Annotated in this window: 14 protein-coding genes; 9 read left to right on the plus strand and 5 right to left on the minus strand. The window is 42.7% G+C overall.

The annotated features are described in order from the left end of the window. The first annotated feature begins 115 nt into the window (after nt 1–115). From ACERC6_RS05605 to ACERC6_RS05615, 3 genes are all read left to right on the plus strand, one after another. On the plus strand, nt 116–1,825 hold the full coding sequence (locus ACERC6_RS05605; RefSeq protein WP_373628112.1) for an AMP-binding protein: 1,710 nt from the start codon (nt 116–118) through the stop codon (nt 1,823–1,825). A 132-nt stretch (nt 1,826–1,957) separates the two neighbouring features. Continuing rightward, a complete protein-coding gene (gene rph, locus ACERC6_RS05610; protein WP_284674091.1) occupies nt 1,958–2,674 on the plus strand; it encodes a ribonuclease PH in 717 nt (238 codons plus the stop codon). Further along, a complete protein-coding gene (locus ACERC6_RS05615) occupies nt 2,674–3,132 on the plus strand; it encodes a hypothetical protein (RefSeq protein ID WP_284674092.1) in 459 nt (152 codons plus the stop codon). Before rph ends, ACERC6_RS05615 begins: the two co-directional genes overlap by 1 nt. Nucleotides 3,133–3,162: 30 nt before the next feature. On the opposite strand, the gene hemJ is transcribed toward ACERC6_RS05615, so the two are convergent. The 5 genes from hemJ to serB form a co-directional block, all read right to left on the minus strand. Next, nucleotides 3,163–3,588 (minus strand): protoporphyrinogen oxidase HemJ, encoded by a 426-nt coding sequence (gene hemJ, locus ACERC6_RS05620; RefSeq protein ID WP_284674093.1) that lies wholly within the window; start codon nt 3,586–3,588, stop codon nt 3,163–3,165. A gap of 97 nt (nt 3,589–3,685) precedes the next feature. Further along, entirely contained in the window at nt 3,686–5,527 is a 1,842-nt protein-coding gene (locus ACERC6_RS05625) for an autotransporter domain-containing protein (protein ID WP_373628113.1), read from the minus strand. A 54-nt stretch (nt 5,528–5,581) separates the two neighbouring features. Further along, the gene (gene bioB, locus ACERC6_RS05630) at nt 5,582–6,634 is read right to left on the minus strand and encodes a biotin synthase BioB (RefSeq protein ID WP_373628114.1); all 1,053 of its coding nucleotides are present in this window, start codon (nt 6,632–6,634) and stop codon (nt 5,582–5,584) included. A gap of 132 nt (nt 6,635–6,766) precedes the next feature. Next, complete coding sequence (locus tag ACERC6_RS05635; protein WP_373628115.1) at nt 6,767–7,246, minus strand: hypothetical protein; 480 nt, start codon at nt 7,244–7,246, stop codon at nt 6,767–6,769. A 186-nt stretch (nt 7,247–7,432) separates the two neighbouring features. After that, the gene (serB, locus tag ACERC6_RS05640; RefSeq protein ID WP_373628116.1) at nt 7,433–8,536 is read right to left on the minus strand and encodes a phosphoserine phosphatase SerB; all 1,104 of its coding nucleotides are present in this window, start codon (nt 8,534–8,536) and stop codon (nt 7,433–7,435) included. 293 nt (nt 8,537–8,829) lie between these two features. On the opposite strand from serB, the gene ACERC6_RS05645 reads away from it, so the two are divergent. The 6 genes from ACERC6_RS05645 to ACERC6_RS05670 all read left to right on the plus strand — a co-directional run bounded on the left by ACERC6_RS05645 (nt 8,830) and on the right by ACERC6_RS05670 (nt 15,099). Next, on the plus strand, nt 8,830–10,131 hold the full coding sequence (locus ACERC6_RS05645) for a hypothetical protein (RefSeq protein ID WP_284674098.1): 1,302 nt from the start codon (nt 8,830–8,832) through the stop codon (nt 10,129–10,131). Between the two features lie 140 nt (nt 10,132–10,271). Continuing rightward, entirely contained in the window at nt 10,272–10,490 is a 219-nt protein-coding gene (locus ACERC6_RS05650; RefSeq protein WP_373628165.1) for a PA3496 family putative envelope integrity protein, read from the plus strand. A gap of 97 nt (nt 10,491–10,587) precedes the next feature. Beyond that, entirely contained in the window at nt 10,588–11,109 is a 522-nt protein-coding gene (locus ACERC6_RS05655; protein ID WP_373628117.1) for a YecA family protein, read from the plus strand. Nucleotides 11,110–11,198: 89 nt separating this feature from the next. Continuing rightward, entirely contained in the window at nt 11,199–11,600 is a 402-nt protein-coding gene (locus tag ACERC6_RS05660) for a YbjQ family protein (RefSeq protein WP_373628118.1), read from the plus strand. A 15-nt stretch (nt 11,601–11,615) separates the two neighbouring features. Next, nucleotides 11,616–12,101 carry a YbjQ family protein gene (locus ACERC6_RS05665; RefSeq protein WP_373628119.1) on the plus strand — a complete coding sequence of 162 codons (486 nt, stop codon included), beginning with the start codon at nt 11,616–11,618 and terminating at the stop codon, nt 12,099–12,101. Nucleotides 12,102–12,231: 130 nt separating this feature from the next. Beyond that, nucleotides 12,232–15,099, plus strand: a complete 2,868-nt coding sequence (locus ACERC6_RS05670) for a valine--tRNA ligase (RefSeq protein WP_373628120.1) — start codon at nt 12,232–12,234, stop codon at nt 15,097–15,099. Nucleotides 15,100–15,115: the final 16 nt, after the last annotated feature.

A 15,115-nucleotide genomic window follows, 5' to 3' on the forward strand; every position in this document is an offset into this window, starting at 1 on the left:
CCAAAAAAATGGTGTATTTTATTAGAAAATTTTAATCGCAATATTTGGCGTTATGTAATATTGTGCCGATAGGTCGAATGAGATCGGCCGCTTCATGTAAAAAAAGGAATAGATTATGACGACATCTAACTTCGCACTCCCAAAAGATCGCTTGTGGTATAAGACCTACGAACAGTATGGCGTTGATTATGATTTTGAGATACCAGAACATATTAATTCGTTGGCGGATAGTTTTGAGGAGTATATCGCCACTCATAGAGAGAATAATGTGCTAACTTTCATGGATAAGTCCATGACCTATAGCGAGTTAGATGTAGCAAGTTTAAAGATTGCAGCGTATTTGCAGTCGCTAGGGCTACAAAATGGCGATAAAGTAGCGGTCATGATGCCCAATGTGCCACAATATCTCATCACGATGTTTGGTATTATTCGTGCAGGTTATACACTAGTCAATGTCAATCCGTTATACACTAGCCATGAGCTTGAGCATCAGCTCAATGATAGCGATACCAAAGTATTATTCATCTTGGAAAACTTCGCCAAAACTTTTGCTGATGTCAAAAACAAGGGGCAGGTAAAGCATGTCGTGGTCGCCAGTATTGGCGATATGTTGGGTCTAAAAGGCTTGGTGGTAAATCTGGTCGTCAAACACATCAAAAAAATGGTACCAAGCTATCAGTTGGATAATGCCGTCAGCTTTAAAGAGGCGTTAAACAAAGTTCCGCACAGTAATTATAAACGCCCACAATTAGAACTTGATGATGTGGCAGTGTTGCAATACACAGGTGGTACAACTGGTGTGGCCAAAGGTGCGATGCTGACCCATCGTAATATTATTGCCAATGTTAGACAAGCAAGCAACTTCGTGCAAACGGCATTTCCTAATGGCGTAACAAAAGGCGAATATGTAACGATTGCTCTACCACTTTATCACATATTCTGCTTCATGGTGAGCCTGTTGGCGATGCGTATCGGTTTTTCGTTATTGTTGATTCCAAATGCTCGTGATTTTAACGACTTAACCAAACAGCACAGCAAGTATCGCCCGGCTTTCTTTATGGGCGTTAATACGCTATTTAATGCACTGACGAACCATGAAGGCTTTAAGAATATTGACCACAGCAACTTAAAGTTTAGTCTTGCAGGGGGTATGTCTGTCTTACCTAGTACTGCCAAAGCGTGGGAAGATATGACAGGTTGTTATATCACCGAAGGTTATGGACTATCAGAGACTTCGCCTGTACTGACTGTTACGCCACCACCGGCAGGCTATTCTGGCAGAATCGGTGTTCCTTTGCCACACACAGATATCCGCTTGCTTGATGATGCGGGCAACGAAGTGCCATTTGGTGAGCCGGGTGAAATCTGTGCCAAAGGTCCACAGGTCATGAAAGGCTACTATAAGCGAGATGATGAAACCGCCAAAGTGATGACTGATGATGGATTTTTCCGCACAGGCGATATTGGCATTATTGATGCAGAAGGGTATATCAAGATTGTTGACCGCAAAAAAGATATGGTCTTGGTGTCTGGCTTCAATGTCTATCCAAATGAAGTTGAAGCGGCAATCTCCGCTCATCCAAAAGTACTAGAATGTGGGGTTATTGGTGTGTCGGATGAGTATAGCGGTGAAATGGTGAAAGCCTATATTGTTAAAAAAGACGAAACTTTAACTGAGCAGGAAATCAAACAATGGGCAAAAGAACAGCTAACAGGCTATAAACGCCCAAAAATCATTGAGTTCATCAATGAATTGCCAAAATCAAATGTCGGTAAGATTTTGCGTAAGGATTTGCGTAAGCTTGAAGAACAAAATAAACAATAAGTTGCCATTGGCGATGTAGTTTTAAAGAAAAAGACCTAAGTGGGTCTTTTTCTTTGGATAATGTTTTGTATTATTGGGCGGAACTTGATAGAATATCCTTGCATTAACAAACATAAAAAATGAGTAAAAATCATGCGATACAATAACCGTGCATTCAATGAAATGCGTCCCATCTCATTCACCAGAAATTACACCAAGCACGCTGAAGGTTCGGTATTGGTATGCTTTGGCGATACCAAAGTGCTGTGTACTGCTAGCATTGAAGCGGGCGTACCACGCTGGCTAAAAGGGCAGGGTCAAGGTTGGCTGACAGCTGAGTACGGTATGTTGCCTCGTGCCACAGGCACACGCACCCAACGAGAGGCGGCTAAGGGCAAGCAATCTGGACGCACCCAAGAGATTCAAAGGCTTATTGGACGCTCTTTGCGTGCGATGCTTGATTTATCAAAACTGGGAGAAAATACCATCTACATTGACTGCGATGTCATTCAGGCAGATGGCGGTACTCGCACAGCAAGCATTACAGGGGCGGCGGTAGCACTCATTGATGCCCTAGAGACTTTGCAACGAGACAAAAAAATAACCCAAGACCCATTATTAGGCTTGGTTGCGGCGGTGTCTGTTGGCATCAAAGATGGTCAGGCTTATTTGGATTTGGATTATAGTGAAGACTCAACTTGTGATACCGACTTGAATGTGGTAATGACGCAGGCGGGTGGCTTTATTGAGATTCAAGGGACGGCAGAAGAAAAGCCCTTTACGCCTGATGAAGCAAATGAGATGCTTGCTTTGGCATATTCTGGTATTCGCACACTGATTGATGCACAGCAAAAGGCATTGGGCTGGTGATGCAGGTTATAGAAGATGGTGTGCAAATAAGGCTGATAGGCAAGACTTGCGATTATTTGTTTATTTGGGCATTGGCCATGCTACTTTGTTCGGTGCTAGTAGCGGTGATTTGCTTTACCATGCCTGTTCCTTATGCTATCGGTGCGGTGGCATTATGGGCGGTGCTGATGTATTTTTTTAATCAAAAAAAACATACCGCCAAGACGCAACAATACCATGCTCAAGGTCTGCTTGTGATAAAACAAGGATTCTTTAGTATCAATGGCATGAATGTTAGGCTAAGTGAGAATGCTTGGATACAGGCTGACCAAGCCCAGCTAACCATTTGCGATAAAGGATACTGCCATCACTTTGTGGGCTTTGCTGATGAACGAGAAGTTGTCATTGCCAAAGCGGTGCTTGAGGGGCAAAAAATAGCCATCAGACAAACAACCATCAAGATGGGCACACCCTCTTGATGGTTTTTTAAATATGGGTTTGGTTAGCAATTAAAATGGTTTGACCACCACCAGTACAACTACTGCTACAAGAATAAAAACAGGAACCTCATTAAACCATCGCCAATAGACATGGCTTTTTAACTTGGGGTTATCCATCAGACGCATCCGAAAACGCCCGCATAGCAGGTGATAGATGGTTAGGAGAATGACAAGTGTGAGCTTGGCATGTAGCCAGCCTTGTGTTTTGTACACCTGCCAATTCATGATGACCATTGATAGACCTAGCACCCATGTGGCTATCATTGCAGGAGTCATAATCCCACGATACAGCTTACGCTCCATAACAACAAAGCGATCTAGGCTTATCCTATCCTCACTCATGGCGTGATAGACAAAGAGGCGAGGTAAATAAAAAATCCCTGCAAACCAGCAGATCATCGAGATGATATGAAAAGCCTTAATATAGTCAAACATGAGAAGCCATCAGCAATATAAAAATTGTAGATAAAATAAAAAGTGGCATGATACCACTTTTTATTTGACTTTGAAAGTTGATTATTCAAAGAGGTTATTAAAACGCCCATGCGGTACTGATGAAGCCACCAGTATTGGTATCTGTACCATGCTTGCCATCTAGATGTGTAGCATAAGCACCCACGCCTATTTGGGTGCGACCGATTTGACCTTTTAGACCCAATGTGGCACTTGTGGCATGAACTTTATCACCCACGACAGTGGTGGTAAAGCCTTTGGCGTATTCAGGCACTGATGTGAGAGCGGCATTGATCACACGGTCATTTTCCTTAAACTCGTGAGTATGGCTTACTCCACCTGTAAAAGTTACCTTTGGCGTGATGACATAATCCATATCAATGCCAACCTTACCTTGCAAGGAGTTGATGTCTTGCTTATGGAATCTCATGGCGGTAGACAGTGCAAGTTGGTCTTCTGTCAGTGCGTTTAAGGCTACTTTTTGCGTGTTAACACCAATATAAGGGCGAATGCTTGCTTTGTCTAAACTGATGTTATAGCCAGCTTGCATATCAGCATGGAAGCGTCTGGCAGTTGCATTGGCACTGTGCTGGCGTGCTTCACCTTTCCAAGCGATTCGGCGATTGGTATTGACTGTTAGGCGATCGATGCCTGCATTCATACCTAGGTATAGATTGTTGAATACATGGCGATGATATACACCAACACCAATGTTCTTAGCCTCTGCACTTAAGGTATTAGATAGGGCATAATCTTGGTTTTGATGGCTTAGATATGCTCCTGTATGGCTACGCTCGCCTGCAATGTCAAGCCCTGTGGTAAGCGAACCATTGCTACCTGCAAGAGCATCTACCCATATACCATGTTTTTGACCATTTAAACGATTTAGGCGACGGCTTAGATGCTCATTGTTAATGGTACCTGTATTAAGTATCTGCTGAGGCAGTTTGCTCACTTGAGTAGGTGCATCAATGATGGAGCGGTAATACTGTGCCAAGATACGGTGAGTGCGTCCTGATGGATGAATTTCATCAGCAAAGGCGAAGTCTTCATTGGCTGTAGGGGTCTGCCAAGAGCTTTGGTCGCAAGTAACTGAGATTAATGATGATGGTAATTGTGGATGAATAGGCTTGCATCCGTAGGTGTCGGTATGTTTAAAGCCAAAAGCCTCTTTGTTGCTTACTGCTTCTTGAAGCAGGGCAAAAGTGTTGGCAGGAATGACATTTGCGTCGCTTTGATTGAGACCGGTGTATAGTGTGCTGTTGTAGTATTGAGCGGCAATGGTGGCAGATGCTTTGTTTGGGTCATTAATCATACGAGGAGTTAGACTGACATCAGGTAGATTTGGCACCAAGATTTGCTTTGCTCCTGAGTCGCTTAGACGCTTGACTGATTGTATTTCAGACTGTGCAGCATCTTGTAGAATTTTAATAGAATCTAAGATGCTGTGTTTTTTATCACTGGCTTCTAGTAGGTCATTTGCACCAATCCAAACGGCATAAAGTGCTTTGGGGTCAGCTTTATCATGTTTGTTAAAATAACTGTCAATTTGTTGTTTTACAGAGGGGCTTGTGGCAATACCAAGAGGTTGCACCACCTCGAATTCTGCTCTAGCACCACCAACAGCATAGTTTGTTCCTGTTAGTGTTTGGTTGTCATTAGGTTCGGCAGTATGTCCATAAGAGTGAGCAAGTACGCCAGCCCATGTTGTATTAGGGTTTGTGGTAAAAGAAGGCTGAGCCTTTGTATTAAAGATAAGTCCAATTAAGCCACCATCGTTGATTTGTTTAGCAAAATTACCTGTGTCCGACAGACTGTCTCCAAATACAATGACTTGGCTGTACGGCTGTGCATGAGTACTTAGAGCAAGGGATATGGTCAAGCCTAGGGCTGACTGTTTAAGTAAGGTGGATTTTTTCATGGGATTTAATCTCTTTGAGTGGAAAAAGAAAAATATTTGCTCATAAAGCTTTGATTAAGCAAATAGCGGACAGTTTTCAGGCAGATCCTGAAATTCATCTTTGCCTGTCATGGCATTAACGATGGTGGGTTTGGGTTTGGGTTGTTGGGCGATAAGTCCTAATTCAGCTATGAGTCGATCATCGTTGGCTTGGGACTGATTGCCTGTGGTCAGTAGCTTATCGCCATAAAAGAACGAGTTTGCTCCTGCCATAAATGCCAATGCCTGCTCGCCATCGGTTAGGCTTTCACGCCCTGCCGATAGACGCACATAGCTAGTTGGGCAGCAAATACGAGTAACTGCAATCGTACGAATCCATTCAATGACGGATAACCGACCTTCTTCTAGAACCTTATCGCCAAGTGGTGTGCCTTTGATGGGGACAAGCAGATTGACAGGAATGGATTGGGGGGCTACAGGCATAGTGGTTAGTTCATGTATCCAATCAATGCGATCTTCACGGCTTTCGCCCATGCCCACGATAGAGCCACTGCATACATTGATACCGGCTTTGCGTACATGGTCTAGGGTTTTTAAGCGGTCATCATAGGTGCGAGTAGAGGCAACTTGATTGTAATAATTGCGAGAGGTATCAAGGTTGTGATTGTAATAATCAAGACCTGCGTCAGCAAGCATTTGGGCTTGTTCAGATTGTAACATCCCTAAAGTCATGCAGGTTTCAAGCCCTAAGGCTTTAACTTCACGAATCAGTTCGGTTAGATAGGGCATGTCTTTGGCTGAAGGGTGCTTCCAAGCGGCACCCATACAAAAACGAGAAGAGCCAGATGCTTTGGCTTGTTTTGCAGCATTGATGACTTTTTGGACTTCTAGGCGTTTTTCAGCTTCAAGCCCTGTTTTATCACGGTAATGACCTGACTGTGAACAGTAGCCGCAGTCTTCAGGGCAGTTGCCTGTTTTGATGGATAGTAGGGTGCTGATTTGTACTTCATTGGCATTGAAATGCTGTCGGTGTACACTTTGAGCCTGCATCAGCAAATCCATGAGTGGCAGGTCGAACAGGCGAGCAATCTCTTCTTTACTGCGTCTTATTGCTGTGTTGTTGTTCATTAGCAGTCCTGTCAAAAATAAACTGAAATTTATCAGTAAACAAATGTTCCTTATTCTAACAAACTTTATAAAAATAGTAAACAAGTATTCAAAAAAGACGCCATCATTGCTATGATGAATCAATTAGGTGAGTTATTTACCAGTCTTGCTTTTAATGGCATTAACAACCTGCTCAACATAAGGCTTGGCTTGGTCAATATAGCCTTTATATTCATCAGGGATTTTTGTGGCGTGCTTGGCAACTCCTGCAAACCAAAGCACAAGCTTATAGTCTCCTGTGATTTTGACATCGCCATTTCGTACAGCGGTCATAAAAGCGGCGATATCACCTTTGGTAAGTAGCTTAACACCTGTGTTGGAATCCTTAAAATCAATGGTTAAATCCGCTTTGTCTGTTTTGCCTAGCGACTGACTAAACGAGCTTTGTGTAAACTCATAAAAACGCTCAGCGGTTGGGCTGATGAACTGGATGCTGATATTTTTGTCGGCAATGAGAGAATTTAGCTCATCATTTGAACGGCTTTTAATGAGCGAGCTTAAACGAAAGCCTAAAGTGGCAAGTAGGGCATCTAAGGCATCTGCTTTAATATCTAAAAAAGGCACTATAAACATATCAAAACTCAAAAATAAAAAGTGAATAAGGGCTAATAATTAGCTAATTGATAAAAACTCATCAAGTAGTATAACAAAAATTTTTCACGAAAAGCTAGCTATTCAAATCATGATTATTATGTTTTTGTGTTTTATTTGACGGTTTTGGTGGTACATGTGCAGTTGGGCAAGTCAAGCGTACATCAATCAAGTGTGTACATCAAAACGATGACCCAAGGCATATAGCACTCCTTCAAGCCCTGTAATATTGATGGCTGCATCAGCTTTGGCTTTAACAATAGGTTTGGCATGATAAGCGATGCCTATATCGCTGATGTGCATCATTGGTAAATCATTTGCCCCATCGCCAACGCAGACCACTTGGTGCATACCGAGCGAGTGTGCGTTTGCAATCTTAGTAACGATGGCAGCCTTTTTGTTGCCATCAATGATATCGTCATCTATTTGCCCTGTTAATTCACCACCCAAAACAGATAGGGTGTTAGCGTGATATTCATCTATGCCGAGCGTTTGAGCAACATATTGGGCAAATGGCGTAAAACCACCTGAAATCAGTACTGTATGATAGCCCAACGCTTTTAGTGCCTTGATGGTGGCGTATGCACCTGAGCTAAAGGTAATGCGTTTGGCGATGATTTCGTCAATGACCGATGCCAAGACCCCTTCAAGCAGTGCCACACGGCGAGCAAAACTGGTTGCAAAATCAATCTCACCACGCATTGCCTGCTCGGTAATCTCTAAAACCTTATCCTCAATGCCACAGAATCTAGCAATCTCAACGATAACCTCTTGTTCAATTAAGGTAGAGTCCATGTCAAAGCACGCCAAACGGTGGTTGTGCAACACTTGACCGACAGACAAAATGTGTACATCGGCATCATTATCAAGCCTATCTGCCAAGTAGGTGCTAAGCTGTTCATCAATGATATGAGTGGCAGCTTTGCGTTCGCCATCGCTCATCTGGATACATTGGGCTTGGGCGAGCAGATAGCGATGAACAGAAACATCAGCTAGCGGTTCTTGAACTTCTATGAGATGGGCATTTGTTTTGGCGTTTTCATCATCATGGACAATGATGGCTTGCCAGTTTGCTTGAGTATCCACCCATGCCTGTATGAGCGAATCAACATTGCCGTGCGGACGCTTGACAACGACCACGATGGCAAAGATGGGTAATTGTTCCAAAGGAGCGGTAGTTATGCTCATGCCTATGGGTAGTACATTGGCAACAGAATTTAGGGCGTTTTGCCATGCTTGACTATGCTTTGGTAGGGCGTAAGTGATGCTCATATATGGATAACCCTGTTTTCTTGGTGATGAGTATGGGCTATCATGCCCAAATATCAAAAAAAATACAACCCCCATTCCAAACTTTTTACCCTTTGGTATCAAAAATATAACCAAGATTGTGTTATTGTTTGGGTATTTTTAGAAAAAACACTGATTTTTTGGCAAAAATAGATAAATTTTAGCTAAAGATGCAGCAATTTTTAGCATAAGCGTGGTAAAATGGTTGTTCTCATCAAGTTATTTACCCATTGTTGCCACAATCCTTGGCAGGGGGTTTTAGGTTTTTGTATCTTATGACTTTCTTAGCACCACGACAAGGGCTTTTTGCCGTATTTATTTTGGTTAGTTTATGTCTGCATACTTTGTTTTTTGTGCTCAGTGAAGAGCGTGAAAGCAAAGATAGATACCGCATTTCTGCTGAGCAGTCAATCGCTGAGCTTACCTTGGAGCTAAAAGCACCACTTGCTAACAATGACCGTATCAGCATGAGCGTGCTAGCAGATAAATATGCCAAAGATTATGAGCTGTCTTTTGTGGGCATCTATGACGCTAAAGATATCCTGATTGTACCTGTGGGCAGTGAGAATGATGCAGGTATTTCCCTAAAGGGGTCGGTGGTCTCGGGCAGTGATGCACTAGGTAGCGTGGTGGTAAAAGCCCCGAGCATCAGTCGTGCTAAGATTATCTCAGAACATTGGCTATTTTTGCTTGGTGCATTGGCACTGCATATGATTTTGTGGTTGATATATGGCTATATTGCCCGCCCAACCAGTGAACTAAGAGATAGTATCGCCAAAAAAGTACGCCTAGAACTACTGGATAAAGGTCTTTTGGTACAGCAGACTACGCAGTCGCTAACTGCAACCGCTAAGGCAAATGAAGATGTAAATGACAAAGGCGAAGACAAAGACAGGGGTAAAGCCGTCCCATCGGTGAATTCATTTCTACAAAAAGCCAGAATTCAGCAAGAAATATCAATGGGTGATACGCAGGCAAATACTCATGATGTGACTGACACTATCTCTGATCAAGCTGGTTACATGGTTCAAATACTGCTTGAAGACCCAAATCAACTATTATCCACCGTAAGCCATGACAATAAAGTGGCGTATTTCGCCTTATGCAATCAGCTACTAGATAGGTCGCTAAAAGAGCTGTTGAATCTGACATTATTGGTGGGTGTGCAAGCAAAAGTGATTAAATATTATGATGATAAGGGTGCAAAAGTCGTCATCAATGGCAACGACCGTGCCAAACAAGCAACAGCAGCAGTATTCTTATCAAAGCTCATGCTTATGCTGAATCAGGCGGTGTACGATAAACATCGTGAAATCAAACGACCTGCATGGCAAATTCGCACCGCTGTTAGTAGCGTACAGCATGCTAGTGTGGTGTTGGGATTGACCAATAAACGCAAAGAAACGCCACTGATTCTGATTGATGAACAAGCTCAAGAAGAAGTAAAAGTGTATGTTGAGCTTGTGCGGTTAGATAACCCCAAATCCATTCACGAGCGTGAAAGTCGCAGTCTTGCCAGTGTGAGTAGGGCTACTGCTGAGCGATTACGCCAAGCGATGGAAAAAGTGCTGTTATAAGAATGCTATCATAAAAAAAATTCAAAAATACTTGACATTTTTATAAATAACTTATATAAGGCTGTTGGTGGTTGATAAAAATGCAATCAAAAGTCATTCTATCGGCTACCTAATGAACAGATGATTAATGGGGAGTCATGATGAGCGAAATTGATGATTTTGATGATGACAACTTTGAAGAAGATACCGATGCAAAATTGGTAGATGAAGTCAAAGCAAAACCTTTGGAAAAACGCCTAAAAATTGATGCACTGCTAGAGCAACAGCGTTTAAAAAAGCTCGAGCAGGCACTTGAGCAGGAAGATGATTTTGCTGAGTTTGATTTAGATGATGATTTTGATGACTTTGACGATTTTTAACCTGTTAAGTAACGGCAAATTAAGATGATGGGATTTGTACCTGTTGGTATAAATCCTTTTTAAATGATATACCTTGATAATGATTAAGAGAGCAACAATGAACAAACAAGCATTATTTGATTATCTAGAATCCGATGCCAATCAATTCGGACCAGATCCGATTGCTGCACATGGTTTTTTGACAGCAACGGTTGTAGGCAAGCCTTTGCCAAATTGGCTATCGGCATTTTTTGAAGGCGGTGAACAGCAAGTTGCTGACGAGGTCAAGCAGGCATTGCTAGCATGGCAACAAGAATTGTACGACACACTAAAAGCAGAAGAACCGATTGAATTGCCTTTTAATGCCAGTGAAGAAGCTGAAGATTTTAGTGAAGAAGGGGATCTGGCGGCGTGGGCCATCGGCTTTGTTGATGCCATGTACTCTGATGAGAATGTTGATTGGTTTGATGATGAAAGCACCGAAGAAGATGTGGCGATGCTTACCCTGCCAATGGTGCTTTTATCCGGCATTGATTCAGAAATGGACGATATGCGAGATGAAGAGACGCTGGCACAGATGGCAAATGCCCTTGAAGACAATATTACCGAGCTGTTTTTGTTGTTCCATACAGATGATTGATGATGGTTGTTTTTTAAGCAAATTGTGCGTAAAATGGGTCTTGGTTGACCCATTTGTTATGTCAAAATCAACAAACAGCGGAAAAAATCATGCAATTATCCAATCTAGAGCACTTGCCCAATCACACCATTACTGAACGCTTGGATGTGGTCTATGGTAGCACGGTGCGTACCAAACATGTGGGTAAGGACTTTTTGGCAGGGCTTAAAAATATCATAGGCGGTGAGCTTGTTGCCTATACCGAGCTACTCGAAGAAGCACGCCAAGAAGCTCTTGGCAGAATGATTGCTAAAGCGGTGGAGCTTGGAGCAGATGCGATAGTGGGCGTGCGGTTTGCTACTTCTAATGTGGCAGCAGGTGCGTCTGAAATCTTTGTTTATGGCACAGCGGTTAAGGCAATAAGAGAGCCTTTTGTGCAGACCACCGCACAAGCCATACCACAGCAAGATTTGCAATCAAATCAGGCATCAACCATGAGCCTGTTTGAATAAATCTGGGGCGATGCCATGAATATGATTGCACTGCTTTTGCAGAATTTTCAAATCGTTACTGTCATTATTTTGGTGGGTGTGGGGTGGTATTTTGGCACAAGATCCGAACGCAAGCATCTGGCAAATTTGGATGCTGACGAAAGGATTTTGGCGTATATCGTCATTTCAAATGAACGCTTTTATCAGCCTGATACTCATGCAGATGGCGTACTGGTCTTAGGTTCGGTATCTATTGCTCAAGACTATTTTAAATTGATGTATTCTGTTGTTTTAAGCCTATTTGGTAAAAACCTAACCGTTTATGAAAGACTGCTTGAACGAGGACGGCGTGAAGCGGTGGTGCGAATGAAAAAGCAAGCACAAAAGAGCGGTTATAATCACATCTATGGTGTGAGAATTGAGACATCAACGATAGGTAATGGCGGTGTGGAGGTGCTTGCCTACGGCACGGCAGTGGCCAGTTTGGATAATTTTAATGTATCCTTACAGCCTCCCATCTAAACCAGTAACGCCCACCGTAATAACTTTTTGTTGGTTTCTACCCCTAGCTTTGGTTACCAAAAAATCCCCACAATCCCCTTATTTTTTGCTAAAATAGGGGGTATTTTTTCATTAAAATTTTGGAGTTATTATGCGTACTTTGGATCAGTTGTCCGCCACTTATAATCCTGCCGATATTGAAGCAGGCATTTATGACAAATGGGAACAAAAAGGCTATTTTAAACCTACCACCGACAAAGACAAATCCTTTTGTATTGTTTTGCCACCACCTAATGTAACAGGCTCACTGCATATGGGGCATGGCTTTAATAATGCCATTATGGACGCACTGACTCGCTATCATCGCATGAAAGGCTACAACACGCTATGGCAAGGCGGTACTGACCACGCAGGCATTGCTACGCAAATGGTGGTAGAACGCCAGCTCGGTTTACAAGGTATCAGTCGCCACGACTTAGGGCGTGAGAAGTTTTTGGACAAAGTGTGGGAGTGGAAAGAGTTATCGGGTGGCACAATCACTAGCCAAATTCGCCGTTTGGGGTCAAGCGTGGATTGGTCTCGTGAACGCTTTACGATGGACGATGAGCTGTCCGATGTGGTCAAAGAAGTGTTTGTTCGCCTATATGACGAAGGTCTGATTTATCGCAAAAAACGCCTTGTGAATTGGGATACCAAGTTGCATACCGCTCTATCGGATTTGGAGGTAGAAAACCACGATGAGCAAGGTTCGCTTTGGCATTTTAATTATTATTTCGCTGATAAAAATTTAACAACGATAGATGGTAAAAATTACCTTACCGTTGCCACCACTCGCCCAGAGACACTGCTTGGCGATACGGCGGTTGCGGTTAATCCTGATGATGAAAGATATGCTCATTTGATTGGTAAAACAGTTATTTTACCTATTACTAATCGTGAAGTACCCATCATTGCTGATGATTATGTGGAAAAAGAATTTGGCACAGGTTGTGTAAAAATCACCCCTGCTCATGATTTTAATGATTACGATGTAGGTGAACGCCATCACTTGCCTTTAATTAATATCTTTGATAAAGATGGTTGTATTTTGACCGAATTTGATGTGATTGGACAAGATTCAATTTCAGCTCCGACTGAGTATGCAGGACTTGACCGCTTTGTTGCTCGTAAAAAGTTGGTTGAGCAGGCTACCAATGAGAATTGGCTTGAAAAAATAGAGCCACACGCTTTAAAAACGCCAAAAGGCGACCGTTCTGGTACGGTGATTGAGCCATTACTAACCGACCAATGGTATGTCAAAATTGATGAACTTGCCAAACCTGCCATCGATGCAGTGCAAAATGGCGATATTAAATTTGTGCCAGAGCAATATACCAATATGTATATGGCGTGGATGCGTGAGATTAAGGATTGGTGTATTAGCCGTCAGCTTTGGTGGGGGCATCGCATTCCTGCGTGGTATGATGACAATGGTAATTTTTATGTGGGGCGTAATGAAACAGAAGTTCGCCAAAAATACAATCTAGGCGATATTGCTTTACGCCAAGATGATGATGTGCTAGATACTTGGTTTAGTTCGGCTCTTTGGACATTTAGTACATTGGGTTGGAAAGGTGATGAGAGTGATTTTGATAATCAAATCTTACAAAAATTCCACCCAACTTCGGTGCTGGTAACTGGCTTTGATATCATCTTCTTTTGGGTTGCCCGAATGATTATGATGACTTTGCATTTTGTCAAAGACAAAGACGGTAAACCGCAAGTGCCTTTTAAGACGGTTTATGTGCATGGGCTTGTTCGTGATGGCGAAGGTCAAAAAATGAGTAAGTCAAAAGGCAATGTATTAGACCCACTGGATTTGATTGATGGCATTGATTTGGAGAGTTTGGTTGCCAAACGCACCACAGGACTGATGAATCCTAAAGATGCCACCAAAATTGAAAAAGCCACCAGAAAAGAATTTGAAAATGGCATCAATGCTTATGGTACAGATGCGGTGCGTTTTACTTTTTGTGCATTGGCGAACACAGGGCGAGACATTAAATTTGACTTAAAACGAGTAGAAGGCTATCGTAATTTTTGTAATAAAATTTGGAATGCTACTCGCTTTGTCTTGATGAATGTTGATGGCAAAGACATTGATACTGATGCACGCCCAGAGCTTTGGGAGTTGCCAGAACAGTGGATAGTAAGCCGTCTGCAAAAAGCAGAACAATCGGTTAATCTTGCTTTTGATACTTATCGGTTGGATTTGGCAAGTCAAGCGATTTATGACTTTATTTGGAATGAATATTGCGACTGGTATGTGGAGCTGACCAAGCCTGTCTTAAATGACCCTGAAGTATCTGATGACAGAAAAGCCCAAGTGCGGTATGTCTTATTATCGGTGATGGAAGTTGCCCTACGCCTTGTACATCCAATCATGCCGTTTATCAGTGAGGAAATTTGGCAGACGCTTGCCCCAATGATTCATCGTGGTGGAGAAAGCATTATGCTAGCTCCTTATCCAATCGCCGATGACAGCCGTATCAATGAGCAAGCCGAAAATGATATGGCGTGGTTACAAGGCTTGATTGGGGCGGTGCGTAATATTCGTGGTGAGATGAATTTGGGTAATGCGGTTAAATTGCCTGTATTGCTACAAAATATCAATGAGACCGAACAAGAGCAAATCAGCCGTATTGAACCACTATTTAAAGCACTTGCTAAGGTGGAAAGTATCACATTCTTGACAGATGATGAAAAAGCCCCCTTGTCGTCATCAAGCGTGATTGGACAAGCGACCATTTATGTACCGATGAAAGGCTTGATTGACCCTGCGGTAGAACTTGCTCGCTTGAATAAGGAATTGGATAAACTCACCAAGCAATACGAACAAATCAAAACCAAACTTGCCAACGCAGCCTTTGTCGCCAAAGCCCCTGCTAATGTGGTAGAAGCTGAAAAAGCAAAATTGGCGGAGTTGGAAGTGCAGATTGGGAAGGTTAAGGAGAGTGTGGGGGAGATTGAGGGGCTTTAAATCAAAACAAGCAAAT

Source organism: Moraxella sp. E33BD, assembly GCF_041807865.1.
Taxonomy (GTDB): Bacteria; Pseudomonadota; Gammaproteobacteria; order Pseudomonadales; family Moraxellaceae; genus Moraxella; species Moraxella haemolytica.

Bases quoted from the DNA above. Each gene is read 5' to 3' on its own strand.
- ACERC6_RS05605 (WP_373628112.1), top strand. From the start codon at position 116: ATGACGACATCTAACTTCGCACTCCCAAAAGATCGCTTGTGGTATAAG.
- rph (WP_284674091.1), top strand. From the start codon at position 1,958: ATGCGATACAATAACCGTGCATTCAATGAAATGCGTCCCATCTCATTC.
- ACERC6_RS05615 (WP_284674092.1), top strand. From the start codon at position 2,674: ATGCAGGTTATAGAAGATGGTGTGCAAATAAGGCTGATAGGCAAGACT.
- hemJ (WP_284674093.1), bottom strand. From the start codon at position 3,588: ATGTTTGACTATATTAAGGCTTTTCATATCATCTCGATGATCTGCTGG.
- ACERC6_RS05625 (WP_373628113.1), bottom strand. From the start codon at position 5,527: ATGAAAAAATCCACCTTACTTAAACAGTCAGCCCTAGGCTTGACCATA.
- bioB (WP_373628114.1), bottom strand. From the start codon at position 6,634: ATGAACAACAACACAGCAATAAGACGCAGTAAAGAAGAGATTGCTCGC.
- ACERC6_RS05635 (WP_373628115.1), bottom strand. From the start codon at position 7,246: ATGTTTATAGTGCCTTTTTTAGATATTAAAGCAGATGCCTTAGATGCC.
- serB (WP_373628116.1), bottom strand. From the start codon at position 8,536: ATGAGCATCACTTACGCCCTACCAAAGCATAGTCAAGCATGGCAAAAC.
- ACERC6_RS05645 (WP_284674098.1), top strand. From the start codon at position 8,830: ATGACTTTCTTAGCACCACGACAAGGGCTTTTTGCCGTATTTATTTTG.
- ACERC6_RS05650 (WP_373628165.1), top strand. From the start codon at position 10,272: ATGAGCGAAATTGATGATTTTGATGATGACAACTTTGAAGAAGATACC.
- ACERC6_RS05655 (WP_373628117.1), top strand. From the start codon at position 10,588: ATGAACAAACAAGCATTATTTGATTATCTAGAATCCGATGCCAATCAA.
- ACERC6_RS05660 (WP_373628118.1), top strand. From the start codon at position 11,199: ATGCAATTATCCAATCTAGAGCACTTGCCCAATCACACCATTACTGAA.
- ACERC6_RS05665 (WP_373628119.1), top strand. From the start codon at position 11,616: ATGAATATGATTGCACTGCTTTTGCAGAATTTTCAAATCGTTACTGTC.
- ACERC6_RS05670 (WP_373628120.1), top strand. From the start codon at position 12,232: ATGCGTACTTTGGATCAGTTGTCCGCCACTTATAATCCTGCCGATATT.